Below are 26,874 nucleotides of genomic sequence, written 5' to 3'. Positions count from 1 at the left end.
TACGAAGTCCTCCCCAGGCGTTTGGAATGTGCCGCGCGGCGTGCTGGAATTCGAGGAACTGACCCGAGAGTAGGCCGAGAGGTTGTTGGTCCGGTGAGGCGCAGCAGCAAGGGTCCCGCACAGGAGGCGCGGGGCAACTTCAGCCCGCCGTCGCACGCGGCGGTGCCGCCCCCTGCGGGGGCACAGCCGGCCCCGCCGCCCAGCGGCAGCCGGTTCTCGCCCCGCAACTGGCGGGTGGCGACCCGGCTCAACGCGATCCTGCTGATCCCGGTGCTCGTGGCCATCGTCTTCGCGGGCTTCCAGGTGAACAACTCCGTCGACACCTGGCAGGAGGCCCAGGACGCGGAGAACACCGCCAAGGTCGCCAAGGCCGCCGGCGACTACGCAGAGCGTCTCATGGCCGAGCGCGACGTCTCCGTCCAGCCCCTGCTGCACGGCGACCGCGAGGCGAGCCGGGTGACGGAGGCGCGCAAGGCCACCGACGCCGCCGCCGCCGAGTTCGACCGGCAGGTCGAGGACATGCCGGACAAGCCGGGACTGCAGCGCCGGCTGGACGCCTTCCGGGACCAGGAGAAGAACCTGGAGCCGATGCGCCAGGCGGCGTTCACGCCCCAGGCGGCCGGCACCGACACCCACCTCGGGTACGCGCAGATGTACCGCCCGCTGATGACCTTCGCCAACGAGGTCGGCCTGGGCACCAGCAACATCACCACCTACGGCCGTGCGATGTACGCGATCTCGCTGGCCAAGTCCTCCGCCTCGCTGGTCCGCTCCATCGGCACCGAGCTGCTCGTCAGCCCGCCGGAGAAGGCCGAGGTGCTGGCCGCGGAGAAGACCGCGCTCGCCTCCTTCGCCTATCTGGAGCCCATCGCCCTCGACGAGTTCAGGACCGGCAGCACCGCCGCCGACAACCGCATGCTCAAGGACGCGCTGGCCGACCAGGAGGAAGAGGCCAAGCAGCGGCTCGCCGAGGCGCAGCGCGAGGCCGAGGGGGGCGGCGGCGAGTTCACCGCGCCGCCGGAGCCCGCCGCGATGCTCGCCGGCGTCGCGAGCATCGGCGGGGACGTCACGCCCGCGGACCTCGCCGACCAGGGCATCACCCCGCAGACGTGGTACGCGGCCACGAGCGTGCCCATCGCCGCGTACCGCACCGTCGAGATCGAGTTCGCCGACCGCGCCGTGGCCGACGCCCACGAGATCGTCGAGTCCGCCAAGCGCGACACCGTCGTCGGCGCCGCCATCGCGGTCGGCGCGCTGCTCATCGGCTTCGTCATCGCCGCGATGATGGCCCGCTCCATGGGCCGCAGCATGCGGCTGCTGCGCAACTCCGCCTTCGGTATCGCCGAACAGCGGCTGCCGATGCTGGTCGACCAGCTCTCCCGCACCGACCCCGGCCGGGTGGACACCCGCGTGCAGCCGATCCCGCTGCACAGCAGGGACGAGATCGGCGAGGTCGCCCGCGCCTTCGACCAGGTGCACCGCGAGGCGGTCCGGCTGGCCGCCGAGCAGGCGCTGCTGCGGGGCAATCTCAACGCGATCTTCACCAACCTCTCCCGGCGCAACCAGGGCCTCATCGAGCGCCAGCTCGAGCTGATCTCCGGCCTGGAGGACCACGAGGCGGACCCGGAGCAGTTGGAGAACCTGTTCCACATGGACCACCTCGCCACCCGCATGCGCCGCAACGGCGAGAACCTGCTGGTGCTCGCGGGCGAGGACACCGGCCGGCACATGGACGAGGCGATCCCGCTCGTCGACGTGCTACGCGCGGCGACCTCGGAGGTCGAGTCGTACGAGCGCATCGAGCTGGAGGGCGTGCCCGACAGCGAGATCCACGGCAGCGCCGTCACCGACCTCGTGCACCTCCTCGCCGAGCTGCTGGAGAACGCCACCACGTTCTCCTCGCCGCACACCAAGGTCCGGGTCACCGCCACCCGGCTCCCGGACCGCCGGGTGATGGTCGAGATCCACGACAAGGGCATCGGCCTGACCGCCGAGGACTTCGCGGACATCAACCACCGGCTCGCCAACCCGCCCACCGTGGACGTCGCGATCTCGCAGCGCATGGGCCTGTTCGTGGTCGGCAGGCTCGCCGACCGGCACGGCATCCGCGTGCAGTTGCGCCCGTCCGGCGAGCAGTCGGGCACCACCTCGCTGGTGATGCTCCCGGAGGCCATCGCCTTCGGCGGCGCCACCGAGGCGCCCGAGCAGCACGACGAGTTCACCGTCTCCCGGATCGTCGCCGACCGCCCGTCCTTCCAGCCCGCCGGGAACGGCTTCGGCGGCGGCCGGCCGCGCAGTGCGGCCGAGCTGGGCTTCGACGACTCCCCGTATCCGCAGGTCGAGCCGCCCCGTCCGGCCATGCCGGCGCTCGGCGGGCAGGAGGGGGTCTTCGACCCCATCCAGCGCTCGCTGCTGCGCGAGGAGCGCAGGGCCGCGCTGGAAGCGGCGGCGCAGGACCGTACGCCCGGCTTCCACGACCCGGAAGCGGAGGCCGCCGGTACGGATGCCTTCACGCCCGGGGGTATCTCGCCGGAGCCCGCGTACGATACCTACGGCCAAGTAGAGCCCGGCCCCGCGTCGAACCACTGGACGGGGCAGGGCGCGTACGACAGCCCGGCAGTACCGGAAGCGGAATCTACGGCACAGCTCGGCACCGGCCGCGGGGGCTTCGGCTTCGGCGAACCGGAGCCGGCGCCGGCCGACGACGAGTGGAGGTCGGCGAACGACGAACGCTGGGAGCGCGCCGAGCAGGTGCGCGAACCGAAGGCGGGCGGGGTCACCCCCGCGGGCCTTCCCCGGCGGGTGCCCCGCCAGAATCTGGTGGAGGGCACCGCGGAGCAGGCGCCGCTGGGAGGCCCACAGGTCTCCCGGGCCCCGGAGGACGTACGCGGCAGGCTGAGCAATCTGCGCCGCGGCGTCCAGCAGGGCCGCGAGCGGGGGCCGCAGCGGAACGACGGACCGGGCATGGGCCCCGGCACATACGATCAGGAGCGTTAGGTGAGCCCGATGAGCCAGGCGGCGCAGAACCTGAACTGGTTGATCACCAATTTCGTGGACAACACCCCGGGGGTGTCGCACACGGTGGTGGTCTCCGCCGACGGACTCCTCCTCGCGATGTCCGACGGCTTCCCCCGCGACCGTGCCGACCAACTGGCGGCGGTGGCATCCGGACTGACGTCGCTGACGGCCGGCGCCTCGCGGATCTTCGAGGGCGGCTACGTCAACCAGACGGTGGTGGAGATGGAGCGCGGCTTCCTCTTCATCATGTCGATCTCCGACGGCTCGGCCCTCGCCGTGCTGGCGCACCCGGAGTGCGACATCGGTCTGGTGGGCTACGAGATGGCTCTGCTGGTCGACCGGGCGGGCGCCGTGCTCACCCCCGACCTGCGCGCGGAGCTGCAAGGCAGCCTGCTGAACTAGCCGACAACCGATGCACGTTGCACGCTCGCCGGGCTATGGTGCGTCGAGTGCAGTGACGCTCCGGCACGCCGTCGGGGAAGGGGAACGCAGTGGCAGCGCACCAAGAGGTACCTCACGGTGGTGAGGACTGGCGATACGGCTACGGCCCGCAGTCCGACCGGCCGGGCATGCCGCCGCAGCACGGGATGCCCCCGCAGCACGGCGCTCCGGGCGTACCGTACGCCGCCCCCGGCGTGCCCCCGTCCCCGGGGCAGCCGCAGTACCCGTCCCCGTCTCCGTACGGCGGCGGCCCGGCGCAGCACCGGGGCAGTCCCGCGCCGCAGCCCGCGGCCGCGGCCCGCGGCGCCGCCCGCGCGGCCCGCAGCCCGCAGTCGCGGCTGGTGCGCCCGTACGCGGTGACCGGCGGCCGGACCCGGCCGCGTTACCAGCTCGCCATCGAGGCATTGGTGCAGACCACTGCCGACCCCTCCCGCCTCACTTCCCAGCTCCCCGAGCACCAGCGCATCTGCCGACTGTGCTATGAACTCAAGTCGGTCGCGGAGGTCTCCGCGTTGCTGACCCTCCCGCTGGGCGTCGCGCGCATCCTCGTGGCCGACCTCGCGGAAGCCGGCCTGGTCACGATCCACCAGCCGGGCGGCGGCGAAGCCGCGGGGGGCCAGCCAGATGTGACTTTGCTCGAAAGGGTGCTCAGTGGACTTCGCAAGCTCTAGTGGTGTGGCCGGTTCTTCTCCGGCTCGTGCGACCACGTCGGCGAAGATCGTGGTGGCGGGTGGTTTCGGGGTGGGGAAGACCACGTTCGTCGGTTCGGTGTCGGAGATCAATCCGTTGCGTACCGAGGCGGTGATGACGTCGGCGTCTGCGGGGATCGATGATCTGTCGCAGGTGTCGGGGAAGACCACGACGACGGTGGCGATGGATTTTGGTCGTATCACGTTGGATCAGGATTTGATCCTGTATCTGTTTGGGACGCCTGGTCAGGATCGTTTTTGGTTCATGTGGGACGATCTGGTGCGTGGTGCCATCGGTGCGGTGGTGTTGGTGGATACGCGGCGGTTGGCGGATTGTTTCCCTGCGGTGGATTATTTCGAGAACTCGGGGTTGCCGTTCGTGATCGCGTTGAACGGGTTCGACGGTCATCAGCCGTACTCGCCGGACGAGGTGCGTGAGGCGCTGCAGATCGGGCCGGAGACGCCGATCCTGAGGACGGACGCCCGGCAGCGCTCCGAGTCCAAGTCCACGCTGATCACGCTGGTCGAGCACGCCCTCATGGCCCGGCTCCGCTAACCCGTTTTGGAGTGCGGTCCGCGATCGGGTAATGTTCTGTCCGTCGCCGGGAACGGCGGCCACCGGAACAGAGCCCCCGCGACGGGGGTTGTGTTTTGGTGGGGTATGGTGTAATTGGCAGCACGACGGATTCTGGTTCCGTTAGTCTAGGTTCGAGTCCTGGTACCCCAGCGCAACGCAGTTGCAGATGTTCTCGCCCCCGTTGTGTAGCGGCCTAGCACGCTGCCCTCTCAAGGCAGTAGCGCCGGTTCGAATCCGGTCGGGGGTACAGGTCCTCTCCATCGCGAGGAGAGGATCGTCCAAAGGCCCCCGTTGTGTAGCGGCCTAGCACGCCGCCCTCTCAAGGCGGTAGCGCCGGTTCGAATCCGGTCGGGGGTACCAGCGCAGACTTCGAAGGGCCTCCCGCGGCGCGGGGGGCCCTTTCCCGTACGGGCCCCCCTCGTACGGGTACGCGCCTCAGCCCGTCCTGCGCAGCGCGTCCGTGAGCCGCGCGGCGGCGTCCACGACGGCCTGGGCGTGCATCCGCCCCGGGTGCCGGGTCAGCCGCTCGATCGGGCCGGAGACCGAGACGGCGGCCACCACGCGGTTCGACGGGCCGCGTACGGGCGCGGAGACGGACGCCACCCCCGGCTCCCGCTCCCCGACGGACTGGGCCCACGCCCGGCGCCGTACGCCCGACAGCGCCGTGGCCGTGAACCGGGCGCCCTGCAGCCCCCGGTGCAGCCGCTCGGGCTCCTCCCAGGCGAGCAGCACCTGCGCCGCGGAGCCGGCCTTCATCGGCAGCGTGGACCCCACCGGGACGGTGTCACGCAGCCCCGAGAGCCGCTCGGCGGCCGCGACGCAGATGCGCATGTCGCCCTGGCGCCGGTAGAGCTGGGCGCTCTCGCCCGTGACGTCCCGCAGATGCGTGAGCACCGGGCCGGCCGCGGCCAGCAGCCGGTCCTCGCCGGCCGCCGCCGCCAGCTCGGCGAGCCGGGGGCCGAGGATGAACCTGCCCTGCATGTCCCGCGCCACCATCCGGTGGTGTTCCAGCGCCACCGCGAGGCGGTGGGCCGTGGGGCGGGCGAGACCGGTCGCGGAGACCAGCCCGGCGAGGGTGGCCGGACCGGACTCCAGCGCGCTCAGTACCACAGCCGCCTTGTCGAGTACGCCGACGCCGCTAGAGTTGTCCATGCAACGATACTCGCGTCTCACACTGTGAAACGCAAGTTCAATTTTCCGGTGAACGCGTCACCCTGGGGGACCGGGCCCCGTCCGGCGCGAGGGAGCGGACGGGGCCGGCGGGCACCGGCACGGACATGCGCACACGCAGTTCGCAATCAACGACGATGGGAATGCGATGGGAAGGACACTCGCGGAGAAGGTCTGGGACGACCATGTCGTCCGGCGCGCGGAGGGCGAGCCCGACCTTCTCTTCATCGATCTCCACCTGCTGCACGAGGTGACCAGCCCGCAGGCGTTCGACGGCCTGCGCAAGGCGGGCCGGCCGGTGCGCAGGACCGACCTCACCATCGCCACCGAGGACCACAACACCCCCACCCTCGACATCGACAAGCCCATCGCCGACCCGGTCTCGCGTACGCAACTGGAGACCCTGCGCAAGAACTGCGCCGACTTCGGCGTCCGGCTGCACCCGCTCGGCGACGTCGAGCAGGGCGTCGTGCACGTCGTCGGCCCGCAGCTCGGGCTCACCCAGCCGGGCACCACCGTGGTCTGCGGCGACAGCCACACCTCCACGCACGGCGCGTTCGGCGCGCTGGCGTTCGGCATCGGCACCAGCCAGGTCGAGCACGTGCTCGCCACCCAGACGCTGCCGATGGCCCCGTTCAGGACCATGGCCGTGACCGTCAACGGCGAGCTGCCCGACGGCGTCACCGCCAAGGACCTGATCCTCGCCATCATCGCCCGCATCGGCACCGGCGGCGGGCAGGGCTACGTGATCGAGTACCGCGGCGAGGCCGTCGAGAAGCTCTCGATGGAGGCGCGGATGACGGTCTGCAACATGTCCATCGAGGCCGGCGCGCGCGCCGGGATGGTCGCGCCGGACGAGACGACGTTCGCGTACCTCAAGGGCCGCCCGCACGCCCCGGAGGGCTCCGGCTGGGACGCGGCCGTCGAGTACTGGCGCACGCTGCGCACCGACGACGACGCGGTCTTCGACCGGGAGGTCGTCGTCGAGGCCGCCGAGCTGGCCCCGTTCGTCACCTGGGGCACCAACCCCGGGCAGGGCGCGCCGCTGTCGGCGCAGGTGCCCGACCCGGCGTCGTTCGGCGACGCCAGCGAGCGGCAGGCGGCGGAGAAGGCGCTGGAGTACATGGGCCTGACCGCGGGGCAGCCGCTGCGCGAGATCGCGGTCGACACCGTGTTCGTCGGCTCCTGCACCAACGGCCGGATCGAGGACCTGCGCTCCGCCGCCGAGGTGGTGAACGGCCGGCAGGTCGCCGACGGCGTACGGATGCTGGTCGTGCCCGGTTCCGTACGGGTCGCGCTGCAGGCCGTCGAGGAAGGGCTCGACAAGGTGTTCACCGCCGCCGGGGCCGAATGGCGGCACGCCGGTTGCTCGATGTGCCTGGGTATGAACCCCGACCAGCTCGCCCCCGGCGAGCGCTCGGCGTCCACCTCCAACCGCAACTTCGAGGGCAGGCAGGGCAAGGGCGGCCGTACGCACCTGGTCTCCCCGCAGGTCGCCGCGGCCACCGCCGTGACCGGCCGGCTGTCCTCCCCGGCCGACCTGATCACCGCGGAGGTCTGATCCATGGAAGCCTTCACCACCCACACCGGGCGCGCCGTGCCGCTGCGCCGCAGCAACGTCGACACCGACCAGATCATCCCGGCCCACTGGCTGAAGAAGGTCACCAGGGACGGCTTCGAGGACGGCCTCTTCGAGGCGTGGCGCAAGGACCCGGAGTTCGTGCTGAACAGCGCGGCGTACCGGGGCGGCACCGTGCTGCTGGCCGGTCCGGACTTCGGCACCGGCTCGTCCCGCGAACACGCCGTGTGGGCGTTGCAGAACTACGGCTTCAAGGCCGTCGTCTCGTCCCGCTTCGCCGACATCTTCCGCGGCAACTCGCTCAAGAACGGCCTGCTGACCGTCGTGCTGCCGCAGGCGGACGTCGAGCGGCTGTGGGAGCTGGCCGAGGCCGACCCGCGGACCGAGGTGACGGTCGACCTCCAGGCCCTGGAGGTACGCGCCGGCGGTACGGCGGGGGAGCCCGCGTTCGCCGTCCCGTTCGAGCTGGACGAGAACGCCCGCTGGCGGCTGCTGAACGGTCTCGACGACATCAGCATCACCCTTCGGTACGAAGCCGACATCGCCGCTTTCGAGGCGGCCCGGCCGGCCTTCAAGCCGCAGACCGTACAGGGCTGACCGGCGGTTTCCGCCCCAGCCGAGGCCCCGCGCCCGCCACCGACCGGTGGCGGGCGCGGGGCTTTGCGCGCCGGTGCGTTGGCATGCCGACGGGCGACAACTCACCGCAGATGACACAATCGGCGCATGGATCCCGACGGCCAACTCGCGCTCTACGAGGCCGTCGCCGCCGGGCTGAAGGAGGCCCACCGCCAGGTGCGCGAGGTGGCCGCGACGGACGCCGAACGGGCAGAGCTGACAAGGCGCCTGCTCGCCATCACGGGTGCCGCGAAGCACGATCTGGCCGGAGCCGCAAGGCGGCTGGAGCGGCTGCGGCGGGAGCTGGACGCGCGCTCGTAGCGGTAGTCCGTTGCGACACAAGGGTGATGAGAGACGTTTTGCCTTTGATTTGCGGTATATATCTGCCTAACGTGCGAAAAAGCTTGAACATTTCGTTCCGGCAATCAATGCCTCAGAAGGGGAAGACGTGAACAAGGCCCAGCTCGTTGAAGCTATTACCGACAAGATGGGTGGCCGCCAGCAGGCCTCCGACGCCGTGGACGCCGTCCTCGACGCGATCATTCGTGCGGTCGTCTCCGGCGAGCGCGTATCGGTCACGGGCTTCGGCTCTTTCGAGAAGGTGGAGCGTCCGGCGCGCTACGCCCGCAACCCGCAGACCGGCGAGCGCGTCCGGGTCAAGAAGACCTCCGTGCCCCGGTTCCGGGCGGGCCAGGGCTTCAAGGACCTCGTCTCGGGCACCAAGCGGCTGCCGAAGAACGACACGGCCGTGAAGAAGGCCCCGAAGGGCAGCCTGTCCGGCGGCACCAAGACCACCGCCAAGGCCGCTGCCAAGAAGGCCGTGAAGAAGGCCACCGCGAAGAAGGCCACCGCGAAGAAGACCACGGCCAAGAAGGCGCCGGCGAAGAGGACCACCGCCAAGAAGTCCTCGGCGAAGAAGACGACGGCCAAGAAGTCGTCGGCGAAGAAGGCCACCGCGAAGAAGACGGCCGCCAAGAAGTCGGCCAAGAAGGCCCCGGCGAAGAAGGCGACCGCCAAGAAGGCGCCGGCCCGCAAGGCCGCCGGCCGGCGGACCACCGCGAAGAAGACCACTGCCAGGAAGCGGTGACGGACCCGGCGCAGGGTCCGCAAGCGGGGCCGGCTCCCCTCGGGGAGACCGGCCCGCGGCATGTCCTGGCCCGGCCGCGCCCCGCCGTACGGGCCGGAGCCCGGGCCCCGGCCCCCGCCCCGGTCCGAAACCGGGTCCCCGGGCCGTTCCCCAGCCCGTTTCGCGGCCCGCCCCGCAGTCCGGGCCGCCGCCTCAGAAAGTCTGCAGCGTCACCAGGACGATCCTGCGCGCCTCGCCCGCGCCCTCCGTCTCGATCCGCACCCGCTGTCCCGGCCTGAGCAGCCGCAGGCCGCCCGCCGCGAATGCGGCGCCGTCGAAGGGCAGCGGCGTGCCGTCGTCGAGGAGCACGCTGCCGCTGCGGGTCTGCGGGTCGTACGTGAACGCTGTGGCCTGCATGCGCCGCAGGCTACCGGCCGGCGCTCAGCCGCACACGCCGTCGGACGCCGCCCGGGTACCCGGGGCGTGCCCCGGGAACGGGCACCGGGCCGCCTCGCCGTCCCGGTCGCCGGCCTTCCGCCCGCACGCCGCCAGGCGGTCCAGCGCCGCCGCCGTGTGCCGCCCCACCCCCAGCGCCAGCGCCGCCCGCAGGTCGGCGCCCGTATCGACGTCCTGCCGCACCGAGTCCACCCCGCGCAGCCCGATCTCCCGCGCCCCCGACGCCAGATGCCGGGCCCGCGACGCGACCCCGAACCCCGGCGCCAGCGCCGCTCCCGCAGCCGCCGCCAGCAGCGTCGTGCCCACCCCCGGGGCGTCGGCCAGGAACGACCGGCCGCGGCCGCCCGCCGCCGCGAGCACCCGGGCCAGCTCCGCGGGGCGCAGCGCCGGCAGATCCGCGTTCAGCGCCGCGACGGCGGCGCCGGGCTCAGCCGTCCGTACCCAGTGCTCCCCGTGCGCCAGCGCGGCGTTCAGGCCCGCCCGCGGGGCGTCCGGTACGACCCGTGCCCCCGCCGCCGCCAGTTGCCCCGCCGCCTCGGCGTCGTCGGTGACGACCGTGACGGAGGCCACGGCCGGGCAGTCGAGCGCCGCGCCCACCGTGTCGAGCGCGAACGCCAGCGCCAGCCGGCCCCGTCCCGGCTCGCCCGCCGCCGGGCCCAGCCGGGACTTCGCCAGCGCCAGCGGCTTCAGCGGTACGACGACATGCCACAGCCGCCGGTCCGGTCGGCCGGGGAGTTCCGTCTGCGCTGGTGCCGTGCGTTTCGTCATCGTCGTTACGCCCCATTGTCACCTGACCGTGCCGCGCGCGGCGGGGCGGGCCGGTCACATGGGCGTACGGTGTTCTCGACAGACGTGAGACCCGGGGCGAGACCGTTTCGCCCACGAAACGCGCACCGAGGAAAATCCGGGAAGGTGAAAAGGACCGTGTCACGGCGGAGGATCGGCTTCTGGTACCGGCTGGTCGCGGCCATCTGCAAGCCGCCGCTGCGGCTGCTCGTCAAGCGGGACTGGCGTGGCGCGGAGCACATACCGGCCGACGGCGGATTCATCACCGCCGTCAACCACAACTCGTATCTCGACCCGTTCTTCTATGCCCACTTCCAGTACAACACCGGCCGTGTGCCGCGGTTCCTGGCGAAGGACGCACTGTTCAAGAAGGGCGTCGTCGGCACCGTGATGCGCGGCACCGGGCAGATTCCCGTCTACCGCGAGTCGACCGACGCCTCCAAAGCATTCCGGGCCGCGGTCAAAGCCGTCGAGGACGGCGAGTGCGTCGCGTTCTACCCCGAGGGGACGCTCACCCGCGACCCCGCCCAGTGGCCGATGAAGGGCAAGACAGGCGCCGCCCGGGTCGCGCTCGTCACCAGGGCGCCCGTCATCCCCGTCGCCCACTGGGGCGCCAACGAGCTGCTGCCGCCGTACGGCAAGCCCCGGCCCTTCCCGCGCAAGACCTTCCACCTCCTCGCCGGCCCGCCGGTGGACCTGTCGGAGTTCTACGGCAAGGAGCCCACCCCGCAGGTGCTCGCGGAGGTCACCGAGGTCATCATGGACGCCGTCACCCGCCTGCTGGAGGAGCTGCGCGGCGAGCAGGCGCCCGCGGAGCGCTTCGATCCGAAGACCGTACGCGCCGAACAGCGCCGCCGCTCCGCGGACCGTAAGGAGAACTCGTGACGCGCTGCGCCGTCTTCGGCACCGGGTCGTGGGGCACGGCCTTCTCGATGGTGCTGGCCGACGCCGGCTGCCGGGTGACGATGTGGGGCCGCAGAGCCGCGCTCGTCGACACCCTCAACGCCACCCGCGAGAACCCCGACTACCTCCCGGGCGTGCGCCTCCCCGACACGGTCACCGCGACCGCGGACCCCGCCGAGGCCGCCGGGGGCGCCGAGTTCACCGTGCTCGCCGTGCCGTCGCAGACCCTCCGGGGCAACCTGGAGCGCTGGGCGCCGCTGCTCGACCGGGGCACCGTGCTCGTCAGCCTGATGAAGGGCGTCGAGCTGGGCACCGCCAAGCGCATGAGCGAGGTCATCGAGGAGGTCGTCGCCAAGGAGGGCGCAGGCGCGGGCCCCGCGGGCGGTCCCGACGGCGTCCGCGGCCGGGTCGCCGTGCTCACGGGACCGAACCTCGCCCGCGAGATCGCCGCCCGGCAGCCCGCCGCCGCCGTCGTCGCCTGCGCCGACGAGGAGGTGGCCCGCCGGCTGCAGACCGCCTGCCACACCCCGTACTTCCGCCCGTACACCAACACCGACGTCGTCGGCTGCGAACTCGGCGGCGCCGTCAAGAACGTCATCGGGCTGGCCGTCGGCATCGCCGACGGCATGGGCCTCGGCGACAACGCCAAGGCGTCGCTCATCACCCGCGGCCTCGCCGAGACCGCCCGCCTGGGCAGCGTGCTCGGCGCCGACCCGCGCACCTTCGCGGGCCTGGCCGGCATGGGCGACCTGGTCGCCACCTGCTCCTCGCCGCTCTCCCGCAACCACACCTTCGGCACCAACCTCGGCCGCGGCATGACGCTCGCCGAGACCATCGCCGCCACCAAGCAGACCGCCGAGGGCGTCAAGTCCTGTGAGTCGGTGCTCGATCTGGCCCGCAGACACGCCGTCGACATGCCCATCACGGAGACCGTGGTGAGCATCGTGCACGACGGGAAGCCGCCGCTCGTGGCGCTGAAGGAGCTGATGTCGCGCAGCGCCAAGGCGGAGGGACACTGACGTCGCCCGACGCAGCGGGTAGTGTGCGAGCGATGAGCAGCGAGCACTCCTACGAAAGCCAGGGCCGCAAGCCGCGCGTCGCCGTCGTTTTCGGCGGGCGCAGCTCCGAGCACGGCATCTCCGTCGTCACCGCGGGCGCCGTCATGGCCGCCATCGACCGGAACATGTACGAGGTGCTGCCCATCGGCATCACCGCCGACGGCCGCTGGGCCCTCACCGCGGACGACCCCGCGCGGATGGCCATCGCCGACCGCCAGGTGCCGAGCGTGGAGGAACTGGTCGACGAGGAGGCCGAGGACGGCGCCGTCGTGCTCTCCGCCGACCCCGGCAGCCGCGAGGTCGTCTACGCCGAGCCGGGGCAGGTGCCCAAGGCGCTCGGCGAGGTGGACGTCGTCTTCCCGATGCTGCACGGCCCGTACGGCGAGGACGGCACGCTGCAGGGCATGCTCGACCTGTCCGGCGTGCCGTATGTGGGCTCCGGCGTGCTGGCCTCCGCGGTCGGCATGGACAAGGAGTACATGAAGCGGGTCTTCGTCTCGTACGGGCTGCCGGTCGGCCCGTACGTCGTGATCCGGCCGCGCGAGTGGGACCAGGGCGCCCCCGGGCAGGAGGGCGCGGCGGCCCGCAAGAAGATCGTGGACTTCGCCGCCGACCACGGCTGGCCGGTGTTCGTGAAGCCCGCGCGGGCCGGTTCTTCCATCGGCATCACGAAGGTCGGCGAACTCGGCGCGCTGGAGGACGCGATCGCCGAGGCGCGCCGGCACGACCCGAAGATCATCGTGGAGGCGGCGGTCGACGGGCGCGAGATCGAGTGCGGCGTGCTGGAGTTCGAGGACGGGCCGCGGGCCAGCGTGCCCGCCGAGATCCCGCCGACCACCAGCCACGACTTCTACGACTTCGAGGCCAAGTACATCGACTCCGCCGCCGGGATCGTGCCGGCGCCGCTGACCGCGGAGGAGACCGCCGAGGTGCAGCGGCTGGCGGTGGCCGCGTTCGAGGCGTGCTCCTGCGAGGGGCTGGTGCGGGCGGACTTCTTCCGCACCGACGACGGCGGGTTCGTGATCAACGAGATCAACACGATGCCCGGCTTCACGCCCATCTCGATGTACCCGCGGATGTGGCAGGAGTCCGGCGTGAGTTACCCGGAGCTGGTCGACCGGCTCATCCAGGCGGCGCTGCGCCGCTCGACGGGGCTGCGCTAGCGGCCCCCCGCGGCCCGCGGTCCGTTGCCTGCGACCGGTCCCGGGCCCGCGCGGGCGTCAGAGCGTGCCGGGCACGGCCTTGTCGACCGCTTCCGCCAGGTCCGTCAGCGCGTTCACCTCGGGCGCGTACGCGCCGGGCACGGTGACCTCCACGAACGCCCTGCGCCGGGTGGTGGTGAAGCGGGCCCCGTCGTCCAGTTCCTCGTACAGCCAGTCGACGCCGTTCACGCTCACCGCGTCGCTGGTGGGGTTGTAGTGTTCACTCCCGGGCGTGAGCACCTCCGGCCTGGGCACGCCGCAGCGCAGCTCGACGGCCGGGTCACCCCACCCGGCGGTCAGCGCCGAGACCGGATCGGTCTCGCGGCGCTTCTGGCCGTCGACGGTGCCGGGCAGCCGGTCGGCGAGCGCGCGGCAGTGGTCCACGGCCTTCCCCTGCGGGGTCGGCACGGCCACCTGCGGCGCGCCGCCGCCGCCACCGGAACAGGCGAGCGGGGCGGCGAGCAGCAGCAGTGCGGCGGGCAGGCGGAGAGCGGAGCGGTATGGCCGGGTGGGGCGGAAATGCAGGGTGGGGCGTTCGCTCCGTGCGCTGCGGTGCGTGGCGCCGGGGCGCCGGGGGGTGCGGGGCGGCCGGGACGGTGTGCTCATCACCGGCCGAGCATACGGGGGGCCTAGAGATGGACGACCGGGCAGGTCAGGGTCCGGGTGATCCCCGACACCTGCTGGACTCTGGCGACCACGAGCCGGCCCAGTTCGTCGACGGTGTCCGCCTGTGCGCGCACGATCACGTCGTAAGGACCGGTCACGTCCTCGGCCTGGATCACTCCGGGGATCTCGGCGATGACTTCGGCTACGGCCGACGCCTTGCCGACCTCGGTCTGGATCAGGATGTAAGCCTGTACCACGGAACCTCCAGGGGCGGCTTCGAGGATCATGGGGGGAGAGACGCAACCGTATCGCGTAGTCCGGCCGGCGCGGGAGGGTCGGGAGCGGCCGTGACGGGCGAGACCGCGGGCGCCGGGTTGACGGAAGGAGCGATCCGATGAGGGGCCACGGGCAGGGCCAGGGCACCGTGGGGGAGCTGGGCGAGTTCGGGCTCATCCGGGAGCTGACCTCCCGGCTGACCACGACGCCCGCCGTACGGATCGGGCCCGGGGACGACGCCGCGGTCGTCAGCGCCCCCGACCGCCGGGTCGTGGCCAGCACGGACGTGCTCATCGAGGGCCGGCACTTCCGCCGCGATTGGTCGACGGCGTACGACGTGGGCCGCAAGTCGGCCGCCCAGAACCTCGCCGACATTGCCGCCATGGGTGCCGTTCCCACCGCCCTCCTCCTCGGCCTCGTCGTCCCCGCCGACCTGCTCGTCACCTGGCCCGCGGAGCTGATGGACGGGCTGCGCGACGAGTGCCAGGTCGCCGGCGCCGCCGTTGTCGGCGGCGATGTCGTACGGGGCGACGCCATCACCCTCGCGATCACCGCGCTCGGCGACATGCAGGGCCACGAGCCGGTCACCCGCGCCGGCGCCCGCCCCGGCGACGTGGTGGCGGTGACCGGCTGGCTCGGCTGGTCCGCCGCCGGCCACGCCGTGCTGGCCCGCGGCTTCCGCTCGCCCCGCGCCTTCGTCGAGGCCCACCGCCGCCCGGAACCGCCCTACCAGGCGGGCCCGGCGGCGGCCGCGCTCGGCGCCACGTCGATGACGGACGTCAGTGACGGGCTGCTGGCCGACCTCGGGCACGTCGCGGCGGCGGGGAAGGTCCGTATCGACATCCGCACGGCGGCCCTCGACGTGCCGGGACAGATGGCGGACATCGGCAAGGCGGTGGGCGTGGACCCGCTGCAGTGGGTGCTGACGGGCGGCGAGGACCACGCGATCGTGGCGACGTTCCCGCCGCAGGTGAAGCTGCCCGCGCGGTGGCGGGTCGTGGGCGAGGTGCAGGCGCCGTCCGCGGTGGCGCAGGTGACGGTGGACGGCAAGGCGTGGCGGGGCGCGGCCGGCTGGGACCACTTCGGTGGCTGAGCCGGCGGGCGCCGGGGGCGGCGCGAGCGCGCCGCCGCGGGTGCTGACCGTCGCCGGCTCCGACTCCGGCGGCGGCGCGGGCATCCAGGCCGACCTGAAGACGATGCTCGCGCTCGGCGTGCACGGCATGAGTGTCGTCACCGCCGTGACCGCGCAGAACTCGCTCGGGGTGCAGGACAGTTGGACGCTGCCCGTTGCCGCGGTGCGCGGCCAGTTCCGCAGCGTCGTCGACGACATCGGGGTCCAGGCCGTCAAGACCGGCATGCTCGCGGGCGCCGAGACGGTGGCGGCGGTCGCGGAGCTGCTGGCGGGGACGCCCGCGCCGGTGGTGGTCGACCCCGTGGGGGTCTCGACCCACGGCGACCGGCTGCTGGCGGCCGAGGCGCTGGACACGGTACGGACGCGGCTGCTGCCCGTCGCGACCGTCGTCACCCCGAACCTGGCCGAGGTGGCGTGGCTGACCGGGATCCGGGTGGCCGGCAAGGCGGACATTCGGCGGGCGGCGGCGGCGCTGCTCGCGTACGGGCCGCGCTGGGCGCTGGTCAAGGGCGGCCATCTGCCGGCGGACGAGGGCGCCGTGGACCTGCTGACGGACGGCACCGAGGAGCACTGGCTGCGCGCGCCCCGGATTCCCGTGCGGCACACCCACGGCACGGGCTGCACGCTCGCGAGCGCCGCCGCCGCGTATCTGGCGCGGGGGCGGGCGGTGCCGGAGGCGGTGGCAGCGGCGAAGGAGTACGTCACGGGGGCGATCGCCGCGGGGTTCCCGCTGGGGGAGGGGACGGGTCCCGTGGACCACGGGTGGCGGTGGCGCGGGGCGTAGGACTTCTTTGCGTACGGGGCCGGGGGCGTGCCGCGTACGGGCGGGAACTCCCTTCTCCGTACGGCCCGATGGACCCCGCGCCCGCCCCGCGCACACGAGAGAGCCGGCCCACCCTGCGGTGGACCGGCTCGCTGTGCGTGGGCGGCTGCGCTACGTCAGCGCGAGACCTTGCCCGCCTTGATGCACGAGGTGCAGGCGTTGAGGCGCTTCGGCGTCCCCCCGACCACGGCGCGCACCCGCTGGATGTTGGGGTTCCAGCGGCGGCGGGTGCGGCGGTGCGAGTGGGAGATGTTGTTGCCGAAGCCCGGCCCCTTGCCACAGACGTCGCAGTTGGCAGCCACGGGTCACTCCAAGCTTCTGATGCACGTACGGTCGGATCCCGGCAGCGCGCCCTTCTCCTGGGAAGGAGCAGGTCGGCCGTGCCGGGGGAGGAAGGCCCGGTACGGGACCGGGCAACCTGTGCAGCATACTACGGCGCTTCCCGGCGGAGGAAATCGCCGGTCCAGCGGCTACGCTGCCGCTACACCGTACCCGGCCGTGCCGTCGTCCGTTCCGAGGGGGTTGTGCAGATGCTCGACGCCTCTTCCGTGCGGGCCTGGTGCGCCCTGGCCCTGGAGGCACTGGGGCGCGGCCGGGAGGAGATCGACGCGGTCAACGTCTTCCCCGTCGCCGACGGCGACACCGGGACGAACCTGTACCTGACGGTGGAGTCGGCGGCGCAGGCGGTGGACGCGGTGTACGGCGCGTTCGCGGCGGACGGAGCGGGCAGCGGCGCGGTCGTGGAGCCGGCGGTGGCGGACGTGCTGCGGGCGATGGCGCACGGGGCGCTGATCGGGGCGCGGGGCAACTCGGGGACGATCCTGGCGGAGCTGCTGCGGGGGCTGACGGGCGCGGTGGTGGCGGATCCGGCCTCCGGCGCCGGGGAACTGCTGGCCATTGCGCTGCGGCGGGGAGCGGACGCGGCGCGGGCAGCGGTGGAGCACCCGGTCGAGGGCACCATGCTGACGGTCGCCGACGCCGCCGCGGCCGCGGCCGGGCGGTCCGGTGCGGGCGACGCGGCGCGGGTGGCGAGGGCCGCGTACGACGGCGCCCGGGAGGCGCTGGCCGCGACGACCGGGCAGTTGGACGTGCTGCGCCGGGCGGGCGTCGTGGACGCCGGGGGTCTTGGCCTGGTGGCGGTGCTGGGCACGCTGGCCGACGCGCTGAGCGGCGCGGCGCGCCCCACCGAGCTGCGGCTCGAAGGCCCGGCGGGCCGCGGTACGGGCGCCCGCAGGACGGCCGCCCGCCACGACGACGGCGGCGACGTCGCCTGTCCGGTGCCGGGCGGGGGCGGGCCCGCGTACGAGGTGATCTACCTGCTGGAGGCCGGCGACGACGCCGTCACCCGGCTCCGGCCGCGGCTCGACGCGCTCGGCGACTCCCTCGTCGTCGTCGGCGGCGACGGGCTGTGGCGGGTGCACGTGCACGTCGACGACGCCGGTGCCGCCGTCGAGGCGGGCGTCGAGGCCGGCCGCCCGTACCGCATCCAGATCACCCACCTCCCGGCCGGCGACGCCGCCGCGGCCCCGCGCGGCGACTCCGGCGGCGGGCCCGAGGGCCGGGCCGTCGTCGCCGTCGTGCCGGGCGACGGGCTGGCGGCGCTGTGCGCGGAGGCGGGTGCGGGCGTGGTGACCGTACGGGAGGGGGAGCCGCCCGCGAGCGGGGAACTGGCGGAGGCGATGCGGCGGACGGGCGCGCGGGAGGTCGTACTGCTGCCGAACGACGCGGAGTTGCGGCACACCGCGGCCGTGGCGGTGGAGGAGGCGCGGGCGTCCGGCGTGCGCGCGGCGCTCATCCCCACGCGCGCGGCGGTCCAGGGCCTGGCGGCGCTCGCGGTGCACGACCCGGGGCGGCGGTTCGACGAGGACGTGGTCTCGATGACGGCCGCCGCGGGTGCCACGCGGCACGCGGAGCTGGCGGTCGCGGAGCAGGACGCGTGGACGACGGCGGGCATCTGCCGCCCCGGCGACGTGCTCGGGGTGGTGGAGGGCGACGTGGCGGTGGTCGGCACCGACCTCGCGGAGACCGCGGAGGCGGTGCTCGACCGGATGCTGGCGGGCGGCGGCGAGCTGGTGACGCTGGTGCTGGGCCCGGACCTGCCCCCCGGCTTCGGCGCCCGCTTGGAGGCGCACGTACGCAGCGGGCACCTGGCGGTGGACACGGTGGTGTACGAGGGCGGCAGCCAGTCGGCACCGCTGCTGATCGGGGTGGAGTAGCGGGAGCGCCGGGCGCTGCGCGGCCGGCGGGGCGCCGCAGCGCCCGGCCGCACGCGCCGGGTGGCGGCGGTGCGGCGCGCGGGGTGCCGCGGCGATCAGGACCCGGCGGCCTCGGTCCCGGCGTAGTTCAGCAGCGCCTGGGCCTCGTCGCGGCGGGACTCCGAGGTCTCGGTGGCCGTGTCGTCGTCGGCGTACGCGGCGAGCACCGCGCGGGCGCGCCGCGCCGCCGCCCCGGGGCGGCCGAGGTCGGCCTCCAGCCAGGCGGCGAGCAGTTGGGCCCCGGTGTACTCGTCGCGGCAGTCGGGGCCCAGCTCGGCGAAGCCGGTCACGGCGCGTACGACGTGGGCCAGGCCCTCCTCGTACGCGGTACGGGCGGCCCCGGCCGCGGACTCGTCCGGGTCGTGCGGCGTGCTGCCGACGGCGGCGGTGATCAGGTCGCCGGTCTGCCGGTGCGTGGCGGCGAGTTCGGCGAGCAGGACGTCGCGGCGCCCCCCGCGGACCTGGGTGCCGCCGGGCTCGGCCGTGTCCTGGCCGCCGGATCCCGCCGTCGTCGCCAGGGCCGCGGTCAGCTCCCGTTCCGCCTCCGCCATCAGCGCCCGGCCCGCCGCCGTGCCCGCCTGCTCCGGCCGGAGCGCCAGCCAGGCGCGCGCCCGGAGCGTGCGGATCACTGCCGGGACGTCGCCCAGGTCCCGCCACAGCGCGCCGGCGCGCTCGTACGCGCGGGCCGCCTGGGTGTCGAGTTCCCCCGCGCTCAGCGACTGCGCGGCCAGCGTCGCCAGCATCGCGTGGTCGCGGGCGCCGTCGCGGGGCCAGTGCGCGGCGATCCCCGCGGCCAGCACGTACTGCTCGGCCGCCTGCTTGTGCTCCCCGAGCCGCCCCAGGGCGTCGCCCAGCCACCAGCGCGTCTGCACCACGGCGCCTTCGCCGTGCTGGTCCGCGCTCAGGTCCGCGAGCGCGTCCTCCAGCACCGCCGCCGCCTCCGCCGCGCGGCCGAGGCGGAGCAGGGCGCCGCCGAGGTGGTGGCGGGCCCAGGCGCCGGTGTCGGCGGAGTCGCCGGCCTCGTCGGCCCAGAGGGCGGCTTCGAGCAGGTGCTCGGCGCCCTCGCCGTCGCGGCCGGTGTTGCAGAGGACGTCGGCCAGTTGCAGGTGCAGGCCCGCCTGTCCGGCGGGCTGGGCGTGCACGGCACTGTGCTCCAGCGCTCCGCGCACGGCGCGCTCCGCGGTCCCGCGGTCGCCGAGCCGGGACGCGATGCCGCCCAGCGCGGACTGGGCCCGTACCGCGTACCAGGGCACGCCCGCGGCGGCGTAGCCGTCGACCGCCTGCTCGTAGAGTGCCGCGGCGGCTTCCCTCTCGCCGCGGCGGGCGGCGAGTTCCGCCTGGAGCTCGTACGCCTCGGCGATCCGGCCGGCGACGCGCGGATCGTCCGCGTACGGCGCGGCGAAGTCCGCCACCGCCGCCACCGCCTCGGCGGAGTCCGCCGTGCCGGAAGCGCCGTCGCCGCGCATCGTGTGGATACGGGCCCGGCAGATCAGCGCCGTCGCCGCCTCGGCCGCCGTGGCGCGGCCCTCCGCATGCAGCGCCAGCGCCCGCGCGCAGGGCTCCGCGACCGCCGCCAGGGCGTCGTCCGTACGGCCCTCGCGGGCGAGGGCGAACGCCGCGCGGGCGCGCGCCACCTCGGCCTGGCCCGGGTCGCCCGCCGTCTCGAACAGCCCGGCCGCCGTACCGAAGAGGGCCGCGACCTCGCCGTCCGCCGTGTCCGGGTGCATCGCGCGGTGGGCGGCGACCTCGGCGCGGTCACGTACGGGCAGCTCGGTGCCCGCCTGTACCGCCGCGCGCGCCGCGTCCGCCCAGGCCCGTACCGCGTCGGGGCGGCGGGCCTCCGTCAGCTCCCTGGCCGACGCCAGCAGCTCCGCCACCCCGGGCCGTGCCGCCGGCGCCCCCGCGGCGGGCGGCGCCGCGGCGCCGGCCGCGGGAGCCGCAGGAGGCGCGGACCGCCGCACCGGCCGGCCCACGCGCAGCCCCAGCGGCAGCCGCTCCGCCAGCGGCTCCCGCGCCATCCGCTCGCGTACGCCCGCGGAGACCGCCGCCGTGCCGTTGCGCGCGTCGAAGCGGCCCGCGAGCGCCAGTGCCTCGCGCTCCGCGTACGCCCCCAGCTCCGCGACCGTCCACTCCCGGCCCGCACCGCCGGCCTCCGGCGGGCCCACCACCGGCTCCGCGCCCAGGCCGAGGCCCGCCAGCCGCCGCGTCAGCAGCGCCGTCACCGCGAGGTACGCCATGAGGCTCGACGGCTCGCCCCGGTCCGCCAGATACGCGGGCCGCTCCGCCAGCAGCTCCAGACCCCGCGCCTCGTTGCCCGTCAGCGCGCAGAACTCCACGTGCCGCGCGAACGCGAACCGCATGCTCTCCATCCGCCGCACCATCCGGTGCCCGCGCAGATGGTTGGACCGCGCCTCGTCGACGCGGCCCAGCCGCAGCAGCGGCAGCAGCGACTCCGCGAGCGTGGCGTGCGGCTCGTGCGCGCAGGTGTGCACGCCGCCGAGCACCGGTGCCCACAGCTCCAGCGCGGCGTCGTCGTCCCCGTGCCCCGCCTCCCAACTGCCCTGGCCGCGCAGCTCGCAGGCGTGGCAGTCGCTCGTGGCGTCGCGCTCAGCGGCGCGCCAGGCGGCGTAGGCGCGGGCGGCGCGCGCGTCGTCGCCGACGTGCTCGGCGATGTGGTACTCCGCCTGCCGCACGGCGCGTTCGCTGTGGCCCGCGAGGCGGTAGCGGCGCTCCATCTCGCCGAGCCACTTCTCCATCGCCGCCAGCGGGATGTGCGGCTGGTCGGTCATCCCGGAGGAGACCCACTTGAACATCCAGAACAGGCGGTGGGTGTCCTCCTCGTCGAAGTCCTCCGGACGCTCGTCCCACATGCGCAGCAGCCGCGCGAAGGGGACGAACATCTTGTCCTGCTCGGAGCTGAAGTTGTACGTCTGCAGCAGGTGGATCAGGCCCTCGACGACGAACGCGGCCTCGCCCGACCGCTCCGCCTCGGCGAGCAGCCGCTCCGCGCCCGCGTTGCGGCCGGGGCCCTCCGGCTCCTGCGCGTTGTCGTGCATCGCCTGGCGGAAGGCGAAGATGTCGGCGGGCGGCCCGGCGGGGGAGGGGGCGGGAGCATCCGTGCTCATCGGCCGTCCTCCTCGCCGGCGCCGGGGGCGCCGGCCGCGGGGTCCGCGGCCCCCTGCGGGTGCGTCGCCCACTCCAGCAGGCCGGCGAACGCCCGGTTCAGCAGCGCCGAGTCGGCGGGCCGCAGCGGGCGCTGCGCCATCAGCAGCGCCTGCCCGTACAGCGCCTCGACCGCGCTGCCGACCAGCTCGGAGGCGCCCAGCGTGCTGATCCGGCGCACCAGCGGGCTGCGGTGGTTGAGGACGAGCCGGGCGCGCGGGGCGCCGCCGCGCAGGCTGCCGAGGATGTCCGCCCACAGCTCGTCGGCCTGCTCCTCCTCGTCCGCGCGGGCCCGTTCGTGCCGGGCGGCGCGGTCGTCGAGGTGGAGCGCGGGCACGGTCAGCGGGTGGAAGGCGCGGAGCACGACGTCGCAGGCGAGCGGGTCGAGGCGGGCGCGGGCGACGCCGAGGAAGCCGGACAGGGCCAGCTCCTCGGCCGGCTCGACGCCGTCCAGGTGGGCGGTCACGGTGTCCGGGTCCAGCTCGGCGACCGCGGTCCCGGGGCGTACCCGCGGCAGCAGCTCGACCAGCTCCGCGTCGTAGGTGTAACCGCCGTTGACGACGCCGATGCCCTGCGCGGAGGCGATCGGCGCGACCTGCCGGAACTCCTCGACGCTGCGGGTGAAGTGCACCACCGGGTGGCGCTGCGCGAACTCCGCCAGCGACACCTGCCCGTCGGTCGTCTCGAACGGCAGCCACGGCAGCATCGTGCGCAGCATCTCCTCGTCGTGCCGGGCCAGCGACTTCACGCCCAGGTGGTGCACGGAGAGGAACTGCGTGAGCCGCTCCGGGTCGCCGGTGGCCAGCGAGGTCAGCCAGTCGCGCACGGCGCCGCCGAGCGCCTCCCGTACGGCCAGGAGCGTCTCGTCCTCGTACAGCGCCTCCCGCGAGGCGGTCGGGCGCAGGCTGTCGGTGTCGACGACGCAGCGGACGAAGAACGCCCAGTCGGGCAGCAGCCCTTCGGCGCGCGCGGTGAGCAGCATCCCCTTCAGATGCACCCGGTGCCCGGCGCGCTGGGCGGGGCTGACGGCGGACGGCAGCACGTACGCGACCCCGCGCACGCCCGCGAGCGGCACGTCCAGCTCGACGGCGTCGAGCGGGGTGAAGCCGAAGAGGTCCCGGCAGTGCGCCGCGAGTGCCACCCGGCGGGCGGCCGGGCTCGGGTACGGGCGGTCCCAGACCGCGGGCAGCTCGGTGACCGGCAGCTCGCCGACGCGCACGTCGTACGGCAGCAGCGAGCCGAAGTCGCGGGCGAGTTCGGCGACGCGGGCCGGCCCGAACCACTCGGCGCAGCCGGGCCGCGGCGTCAGGTGCACGGTGGTGCCGGGCTCGGGGCGGGCGGCCGGGGGGAGGGTCCGTACCGTGTACGAACCGTCGTCGGCGGCCGTCCACTCCACCGGCGGCGCCCCGGGCTCCCGCGCCGACCTGCTGACCACCCGGATCCGCTCCGCGACCAGGAAGCAGGCCAGCAGCCCGATGCCGAACCGGCCCAGGAACCCGGCCCGCACGGACTCCAGGCCCCCGGCGCGCTTGGAGCTGCGGCCGATGGTGGCGAGCAGCTCGTGCACCTCCGCCTCGGTGAGTCCCACCCCGCTGTCCTCGACCCGGAGCCCGGCGCCGTCGCCGCCGCCGGGCTCCGGGTACAGCCGGATGCGGTCCGGCGCGCCGGGGTCGTCCGCGCGCCGGGCGGTGACCGCGTCGACGGCGTTCTGCAGCAGTTCGCGCAGATAGACCCGCGGGCTGGAGTAGAGGTGGTGGGAGAGCAGGTCCACCAGACCGCGCAGGTCGACCTGGAAGGTGTGGGAAGAGGCGGGCGCAGCGTTCTCAGATGTCATCACGGGAGCGCCGGCGGGGGGTGGAGGTGGCGGCGCGGGTCGGGCGATCCCGATCGGCGTCGGTGATCGCGAAGGGGAGTTCGAGGCGGACCATCGTAGGACCGCGCGGGCCCGGGTTACCAGGGGTTTCCACGCTCTGTCGGCCCGATGGTGTGCAATGGACGCGTGTCCGTGCTGGAAGAGCCCCTGAAGACGTCCGTCGGCGACCGGACCGCCAAGGCCATGGCGGAGCACCTGGATCTGCACACGGTCGGAGACCTGCTGCACCACTACCCCCGGCGGTACGCCGAGCGCGGCGAGCTGACGCGGCTGGCCGACCTGGAGACCGACGAGCACGTCACGGTCGTCGCGCAGGTGGAGAAGGCCGCCATGCTCGGTACGGGCCGGGGGCGCCGGCTCGAAGTGGTCATCACCGACGGCAGCGGCCGGCTCACCCTCGTCTTCTTCGGGCGCGGCGCGTACCACCCGCAGAAGGAGCTGCTGCCCGGCCGGCGCGCCCTCTTCGCCGGCAAGGTCACCGTCTTCAACCGCAAGCGCCAGCTCGCCCACCCCGACTACAAGCCGCTGTCCGGCAAGGACGGCGCGGGCGCCGACGCCCAGGCCGACGAGTGGGCGGGCAAGCTCCTCCCGCTCTACCCTGCGTGCCGGCAGCTCGCCTCCTGGCAGCTCCAGCAGGCCGTCGACACGGTGCTGGACGGGCTGGAGGCCACGGAATGGGAGGGCGTCGCCGACCCGCTGCCTACGGCGCTGCGGGACGAGCGCGGGCTCGTACCGCTGCGCGAGGCGCTGCTGAAGGTGCACCGGCCGAAGACCAAGGCCGACCTGTGGACGGCGCGGGACCGGCTGAAGTGGGACGAGGCGTTCGTCCTCCAGGTCGCCCTGGCCCGGCGGCGGCACGCCGACGGGCAGTTGCCCGCGGTGCCGCGGGTGGCGCCCGCCGAAGGGCTGCTCGCGGACTTCGACGCCCGGCTGCCGTTCACCCTCACCGAGGGCCAGCAGCGGGTCTCCGCCGACATCTTCGCCGACCTGGCCACCGACCACCCCATGCACCGGCTGCTCCAGGGCGAGGTGGGCTCCGGCAAGACGCTGGTGGCCCTGCGCGCGATGCTCGCCGTGGTGGACGCGGGCGGACAGGCCGCGATGCTCGCGCCGACCGAGGTGCTGGCGCAGCAGCACCACCGGTCGATCACCGAGATGATGGGCGAGCTGGCCGAGGCCGGCCTCCTCGGCGGCGCCGAGCACGGTACGAAGGTCGAACTGCTCACCGGCTCCTCCGGCGCCGCGGCCCGCCGCAAGGCGCTGCTCGACCTGGCCACCGGCGAGGCCGGGATCGTCGTCGGGACGCACGCGCTGATCGAGGACAAGGTGCAGTTCCACGACCTGGGCCTGGTCGTGGTCGACGAGCAGCACCGCTTCGGCGTCGAGCAGCGGGACGCGCTGCGCGCGAAGGGCAACCGCGGGGACGACAAGCGCACGCCGCACCTGCTGGTCATGACCGCCACGCCCATCCCGCGCACGGTCGCCATGACGGTCTTCGGCGACCTGGAGACCTCCGTGCTCGACCAGCTCCCGGCCGGCCGCTCGCCGATCGCCAGCCACGTCGTGCCGGCGGCCGACAAGCCGCACTTCCTCGCGCGCGCGTGGGAGCGGGTGCGCGAGGAGGCCGAGGGCGGCCACCAGGCGTACGTCGTCTGCCCCCGCATCGGCGACTCCGCGGAGGAGGCGGAGCCCAAGGGTGCCGGCAAGGGGGCCAAGGGCGGGAAGGGCGCCAAGGAGGCGCCGTCGCCGGAGGACGAGGCGGAGAGGCGGCCGCCGCTGGCGGTCCTCGACGTCGCCACCCAGCTCTCCGCCGCCCCCGGGGCGCCGCTGGCCGGGCTGAAGGTCGAGGTACTGCACGGGCGGATGCAGCCGGACGCCAAGGACGACGTGATGCGCCGGTTCGCCGCCGGCGAGGTGGACGTGCTGGTCGCCACGACCGTCATCGAGGTCGGCGTCAACGTCCCGAACGCCACCGTCATGGTCATCATGGACTCCGACCGCTTCGGCGTCTCCCAGTTGCACCAGTTGCGCGGCCGGGTCGGCCGCGGCTCGGCCGCCGGGCTCTGCCTGCTGGTCACCGAGATGCCGGAGGGCACGCTGGCCAGGACCCGGCTGGACGCGGTCGCCGCCACGCAGGACGGCTTCCGGCTCTCCCGTATCGACCTGGAGCAGCGCCGCGAGGGCGACGTCCTGGGGCAGGCGCAGTCCGGGGCCCGCTCCAGCCTCAGGATGCTCACGGTCATCGACGACGAGGACGTCATCGCCGAGGCCCGGGACGCCGCCGCGGCGATCGTGGCCGAGGACCCCGAGCTGGCCGCGTACCCGGAGCTGCGCGGCGCGCTGGCGAGCCTGCTGGACGACGAGCGGGAGCAGTTCCTCGACAAGGGCTGAGCGGGGGCTGAGCGGGGCCCGCGGCGGGACGCATGGGTGCCCCGCCGCCCCCGCGCCACCGGGCGGCACCGCGCCCGTCACCCCGGAGGCATATCGTGGGACGGACCGCGCCCGTGAGGACAAGGACACCCAGCAGCCATGACCCGCGTGATCGCCGGCACCGCCGGCGGGCGGCGCCTGGCCGTGCCGCCCGGCACCGGCACCCGGCCCACGTCCGACCGCGCCCGCGAGGGTCTCTTCTCCACCTGGCAGACCCTCCTCGGCCCGCTCGACGGACTGCGCGTCCTCGACCTGTACGGCGGCTCCGGAGCCGTCGGCCTGGAGGCGCTCTCCCGCGGCGCGGCGCACGCGCTGCTCGTGGAGGCCGACGCCCGCGCCGCCCGCGTCATCCGGCAGAACGTCCGCGCCCTCGGCCTGCCCGGCGCCGAGGTGCGCGCCGCCCGCGCCGAACAGGTCGTCGCCGGGCCGCCGCCCCCCGACCCGTACGACGTGGTCTTCCTCGACCCGCCGTACGAGGTGGGGGACGCGGCCGTGGGCGAGATACTCGTCACACTCCGTGCCCACGACTGGCTGTCCCCGGGCGCGCTCGCCACCGTGGAGCGCAGCACCCGAGGCGGCGAATTCCCCTGGCCCGACGGGTTCGAGGGGCTGCGGGCCAGGCGCTACGGCGAAGGCACGCTCTGGTACGGTCGCGCCGCCTCACCGGCCCCATGACCGCCCGTCCCGTCCGTCCCGTCCCCCGACCCTCACCGAAACCCTGATGACCCTCACGACCGGAACCGAGAGCGAGGAACCT

General features: G+C 74.2%; 24 protein-coding genes and 3 tRNA genes. 19 read left to right on the top strand and 8 right to left on the bottom strand.

Annotation, left to right across the window (positions count from 1 at the left end):
• Positions 1–234: 234 nt before the first annotated feature.
• The 7 genes from CXR04_RS08535 to CXR04_RS08505 all read left to right on the top strand — a co-directional run bounded on the left by CXR04_RS08535 (position 235) and on the right by CXR04_RS08505 (position 5,085).
• Entirely contained in the window at positions 235–2,997 is a 2,763-nt protein-coding gene (locus CXR04_RS08535; protein WP_101421251.1) for a sensor histidine kinase, read from the top strand.
• 9 nt (positions 2,998–3,006) lie between these two features.
• A complete protein-coding gene (locus CXR04_RS08530; RefSeq protein ID WP_078524293.1) occupies positions 3,007–3,420 on the top strand; it encodes a roadblock/LC7 domain-containing protein in 414 nt (137 codons plus the stop codon).
• Positions 3,421–3,587: 167 nt separating this feature from the next.
• The gene (locus tag CXR04_RS08525) at positions 3,588–4,130 is read left to right on the top strand and encodes a DUF742 domain-containing protein (protein ID WP_101426262.1); all 543 of its coding nucleotides are present in this window, start codon (positions 3,588–3,590) and stop codon (positions 4,128–4,130) included.
• Complete coding sequence (locus tag CXR04_RS08520; RefSeq protein ID WP_101421250.1) at positions 4,111–4,704, top strand: GTP-binding protein; 594 nt, start codon at positions 4,111–4,113, stop codon at positions 4,702–4,704. The genes CXR04_RS08525 and CXR04_RS08520 overlap by 20 nt, the downstream gene beginning before the upstream one ends.
• Before the next feature lie 99 nt (positions 4,705–4,803).
• Positions 4,804–4,875: transfer RNA gene (locus tag CXR04_RS08515), tRNA-Gln, on the top strand.
• Between the two features lie 24 nt (positions 4,876–4,899).
• Positions 4,900–4,972, top strand: a tRNA-Glu gene (locus tag CXR04_RS08510).
• A gap of 37 nt (positions 4,973–5,009) precedes the next feature.
• A tRNA-Glu gene (locus CXR04_RS08505) sits at positions 5,010–5,085 on the top strand.
• Positions 5,086–5,160: 75 nt separating this feature from the next.
• Here CXR04_RS08505 and CXR04_RS08500 read toward each other — a convergent pair.
• Entirely contained in the window at positions 5,161–5,877 is a 717-nt protein-coding gene (locus CXR04_RS08500) for an IclR family transcriptional regulator (protein WP_047018299.1), read from the bottom strand.
• A 166-nt stretch (positions 5,878–6,043) separates the two neighbouring features.
• Between CXR04_RS08500 and leuC the strand changes: the two genes are divergently transcribed.
• From leuC to CXR04_RS08480, 4 genes are all read left to right on the top strand, one after another.
• On the top strand, positions 6,044–7,456 hold the full coding sequence (gene leuC / locus CXR04_RS08495) for a 3-isopropylmalate dehydratase large subunit (RefSeq protein ID WP_101421249.1): 1,413 nt from the start codon (positions 6,044–6,046) through the stop codon (positions 7,454–7,456).
• A gap of 3 nt (positions 7,457–7,459) precedes the next feature.
• Entirely contained in the window at positions 7,460–8,071 is a 612-nt protein-coding gene (leuD, locus tag CXR04_RS08490; protein ID WP_101421248.1) for a 3-isopropylmalate dehydratase small subunit, read from the top strand.
• A gap of 126 nt (positions 8,072–8,197) precedes the next feature.
• A complete protein-coding gene (locus CXR04_RS08485) occupies positions 8,198–8,410 on the top strand; it encodes a hypothetical protein (RefSeq protein ID WP_047018302.1) in 213 nt (70 codons plus the stop codon).
• 127 nt (positions 8,411–8,537) lie between these two features.
• Positions 8,538–9,176, top strand: coding sequence for an HU family DNA-binding protein (locus CXR04_RS08480; RefSeq protein WP_101421247.1), 639 nt, complete (start codon positions 8,538–8,540; stop codon positions 9,174–9,176).
• Between the two features lie 192 nt (positions 9,177–9,368).
• Here the strand turns inward: CXR04_RS08480 and CXR04_RS08475 are convergent, their stop codons facing one another.
• Entirely contained in the window at positions 9,369–9,572 is a 204-nt protein-coding gene (locus tag CXR04_RS08475; RefSeq protein WP_101421246.1) for a hypothetical protein, read from the bottom strand.
• A gap of 24 nt (positions 9,573–9,596) precedes the next feature.
• Complete coding sequence (gene cofC / locus CXR04_RS08470) at positions 9,597–10,379, bottom strand: 2-phospho-L-lactate guanylyltransferase (RefSeq protein ID WP_101421245.1); 783 nt, start codon at positions 10,377–10,379, stop codon at positions 9,597–9,599.
• A 156-nt stretch (positions 10,380–10,535) separates the two neighbouring features.
• Here cofC and CXR04_RS08465 point away from each other — a divergent pair, with 156 nt between their 5' ends.
• Genes CXR04_RS08465 through CXR04_RS08455 form a run of 3 tightly spaced genes read left to right on the top strand, consistent with a single transcriptional unit; the run spans position 10,536 to position 13,521 of the window.
• Entirely contained in the window at positions 10,536–11,282 is a 747-nt protein-coding gene (locus CXR04_RS08465) for a lysophospholipid acyltransferase family protein (protein ID WP_101421244.1), read from the top strand.
• Positions 11,279–12,319 (top strand): NAD(P)H-dependent glycerol-3-phosphate dehydrogenase, encoded by a 1,041-nt coding sequence (locus tag CXR04_RS08460; protein ID WP_101421243.1) that lies wholly within the window; start codon positions 11,279–11,281, stop codon positions 12,317–12,319. Before CXR04_RS08465 ends, CXR04_RS08460 begins: the two co-directional genes overlap by 4 nt.
• Positions 12,320–12,351: 32 nt before the next feature.
• Entirely contained in the window at positions 12,352–13,521 is a 1,170-nt protein-coding gene (locus CXR04_RS08455; protein WP_101421242.1) for a D-alanine--D-alanine ligase family protein, read from the top strand.
• Positions 13,522–13,578: 57 nt separating this feature from the next.
• Here CXR04_RS08455 and CXR04_RS08450 read toward each other — a convergent pair whose 3' ends face one another.
• On the bottom strand, positions 13,579–14,166 hold the full coding sequence (locus tag CXR04_RS08450; RefSeq protein WP_101421241.1) for a DUF3515 domain-containing protein: 588 nt from the start codon (positions 14,164–14,166) through the stop codon (positions 13,579–13,581).
• A gap of 23 nt (positions 14,167–14,189) precedes the next feature.
• Positions 14,190–14,423 (bottom strand): Lrp/AsnC family transcriptional regulator, encoded by a 234-nt coding sequence (locus tag CXR04_RS08445; protein WP_101421240.1) that lies wholly within the window; start codon positions 14,421–14,423, stop codon positions 14,190–14,192.
• A gap of 137 nt (positions 14,424–14,560) precedes the next feature.
• On the opposite strand from CXR04_RS08445, the gene CXR04_RS08440 reads away from it, so the two are divergent.
• Both CXR04_RS08440 and thiD read left to right on the top strand, forming a co-directional pair.
• The gene (locus tag CXR04_RS08440; protein WP_101421239.1) at positions 14,561–15,535 is read left to right on the top strand and encodes a thiamine-phosphate kinase; all 975 of its coding nucleotides are present in this window, start codon (positions 14,561–14,563) and stop codon (positions 15,533–15,535) included.
• The gene (gene thiD / locus CXR04_RS08435; RefSeq protein WP_101421238.1) at positions 15,528–16,358 is read left to right on the top strand and encodes a bifunctional hydroxymethylpyrimidine kinase/phosphomethylpyrimidine kinase; all 831 of its coding nucleotides are present in this window, start codon (positions 15,528–15,530) and stop codon (positions 16,356–16,358) included. The genes CXR04_RS08440 and thiD overlap by 8 nt, the downstream gene beginning before the upstream one ends.
• Before the next feature lie 155 nt (positions 16,359–16,513).
• Here the strand turns inward: thiD and rpmB are convergent, their stop codons facing one another.
• Positions 16,514–16,699, bottom strand: a complete 186-nt coding sequence (gene rpmB, locus CXR04_RS08430; protein ID WP_018839653.1) for a 50S ribosomal protein L28 — start codon at positions 16,697–16,699, stop codon at positions 16,514–16,516.
• A 228-nt stretch (positions 16,700–16,927) separates the two neighbouring features.
• Between rpmB and CXR04_RS08425 the strand changes: the two genes are divergently transcribed.
• Positions 16,928–18,613, top strand: a complete 1,686-nt coding sequence (locus CXR04_RS08425; RefSeq protein WP_234380117.1) for a DAK2 domain-containing protein — start codon at positions 16,928–16,930, stop codon at positions 18,611–18,613.
• Positions 18,614–18,708: 95 nt separating this feature from the next.
• Here the strand turns inward: CXR04_RS08425 and CXR04_RS08420 are convergent, their stop codons facing one another.
• Both CXR04_RS08420 and CXR04_RS08415 read right to left on the bottom strand, forming a co-directional pair.
• Positions 18,709–21,777, bottom strand: a complete 3,069-nt coding sequence (locus tag CXR04_RS08420; RefSeq protein WP_101421236.1) for a tetratricopeptide repeat-containing protein — start codon at positions 21,775–21,777, stop codon at positions 18,709–18,711.
• A complete protein-coding gene (locus CXR04_RS08415; protein WP_101421235.1) occupies positions 21,774–23,648 on the bottom strand; it encodes an HSP90 family protein in 1,875 nt (624 codons plus the stop codon). The genes CXR04_RS08420 and CXR04_RS08415 overlap by 4 nt, the downstream gene beginning before the upstream one ends.
• Positions 23,649–23,813: 165 nt before the next feature.
• Between CXR04_RS08415 and recG the strand changes: the two genes are divergently transcribed.
• Both recG and rsmD read left to right on the top strand, forming a co-directional pair.
• Positions 23,814–26,078, top strand: a complete 2,265-nt coding sequence (recG, locus tag CXR04_RS08410; protein ID WP_101421234.1) for an ATP-dependent DNA helicase RecG — start codon at positions 23,814–23,816, stop codon at positions 26,076–26,078.
• Between the two features lie 138 nt (positions 26,079–26,216).
• Positions 26,217–26,792, top strand: coding sequence for a 16S rRNA (guanine(966)-N(2))-methyltransferase RsmD (gene rsmD / locus CXR04_RS08405; protein ID WP_101421233.1), 576 nt, complete (start codon positions 26,217–26,219; stop codon positions 26,790–26,792).
• The last annotated feature ends 82 nt before the right edge of the window (positions 26,793–26,874 follow it).

The organism is Streptomyces sp. CMB-StM0423 (assembly GCF_002847285.1).
GTDB lineage: Bacteria > Actinomycetota > Actinomycetes > Streptomycetales > Streptomycetaceae > Streptomyces.
This window is presented reverse-complemented; position numbering and strand designations above follow the sequence as displayed.